The 1,377-nt window shown below is 49.6% G+C and carries 2 protein-coding genes; both read left to right on the top strand.

All coding sequences use genetic code 11. The annotated features are described in order from the left end of the window. Nucleotides 1-804: RHS repeat-associated core domain-containing protein (locus EDC63_RS18960; protein ID WP_223272307.1), on the top strand; the 804-nt coding region annotated here is incomplete at its 5' end. Nucleotides 805-812: 8 nt separating this feature from the next. After that, nucleotides 813-1,040, top strand: coding sequence for a DUF4926 domain-containing protein (locus EDC63_RS18435; protein ID WP_223248343.1), 228 nt, complete (start codon nucleotides 813-815; stop codon nucleotides 1,038-1,040). Nucleotides 1,041-1,377: the final 337 nt, after the last annotated feature.

Here is a 1,377-nt window from a genome sequence, read left to right as displayed (position 1 = left end):
GAGACGGGATTGACGTACTATCGCGCTAGGTTCTATGACCCGAGTATTGCGCGGTTCGTCTCCCGTGATCCGATTGGGTTGCAGGGCGGGATTAATCAATATACCTATGTCGGCAACAACCCAATCAATTTGATTGACCCGCTGGGTTTGCTCGCGTCAGAACCTGCTTTGCCAGGTGATAATATGATTGCCTGTGCTCCGATTTGCACTGGTCTCGGCATGATTCCAGGACGTGCCGCAACCGCAGGATTAGCAGGCGGGACGCCTGGATACCGGGGCTTGCAACAACAAAAGCCTAATGGGAGCGATGGATACCAGGGTCTGTTGGGCGATCAACAATCAAGCATACCGCCTTTTACAGCACAGCAGATTGGAAACGCTATCGGTGGGTTTGTAAATGGTGCGATTGATGGTGCGACCAATCTCGGTAATCTGATCTTTAATCAGGGTGGCAGTGGTAACGTGGACGGTGCTTTGCCAAATGCAGAGCACGCCGTGATTGATCCTCAAAAACTGACTGGTTACGCGTTGAATCCCGACCACCCAGTTGGTGGTAATAAAGCCGTCGTTTTTGGTTCGGCGTTGGGATATAACCAATCCAATGCAGGTGACCTTATAAGTCAAGTTCAAAAAGGGGTTACACAAAATCCTGTAACCCTTGGAAATGCTGACCAATTTGGGCATCGTTACACCGTGGATATGCCAATTACAGGGCCAAATGGCAACACTGCAAATGTTCGTACCGGCTGGATAATCGATTCCGGTTCGACTGTTCCACGTCTAACAACCATTTATGTTAAGTGAGAATTTCAATGATGAATTTTGATCTTTTTGATGTAGTTGTTTTGGCCGCGGACTTGCCAGACAAGGGTTTGCTTGCCGGTATGAGTGGTACGGTGGTTGATATCCATACGAAGCCATGTGAGGCGTATGAGGTAGAATTTTGTGATGATGCTGGAAGAACTGTTGCGGTTCTCGCGCTTTTACCTAATCAACTGCTGCCGACCGCTTCCTGGAAGTCAAAGAAGTATGAAGTATGATTCGCTGTGGCTGGGTACTATTGCTTATTTGTAAGTTGGAAATGACATAATGCAGCACGATAGGGTGGGTTAGCGAAGCGTAACCCGCCGCATGACGGCAATTTTACTGACCGCCCTTTAATACACCGACACGGTTACCGCACCGACTACCTGTACGAAGTGGGGGGCCGGCTCATTTAGAATCGGTTCCCAAATGGCTGGATGGCCCAGTACAGATGGAATGGGGACAACACTCTCAACCACCTGACGCAAGTCACCAACGGCACCGCCGCACAACAGGAAAACGACAGCTATGATCCTTGGAACAACCGCACGCTAAAGAGCATCGGCAATCCAG

The organism is Sulfurirhabdus autotrophica, from assembly GCF_004346685.1.
GTDB classification, from domain to species: Bacteria; Pseudomonadota; Gammaproteobacteria; order Burkholderiales; family SMCO01; genus Sulfurirhabdus; species Sulfurirhabdus autotrophica.
The sequence above is the reverse complement of the archived record's forward strand: the minus strand, read 5'-3'. Positions and strand labels throughout refer to the sequence as shown.

Bases quoted from the DNA above. Each gene is read 5' to 3' on its own strand.
- EDC63_RS18435 (WP_223248343.1), top strand. From the start codon at position 813: ATGATGAATTTTGATCTTTTTGATGTAGTTGTTTTGGCCGCGGACTTG.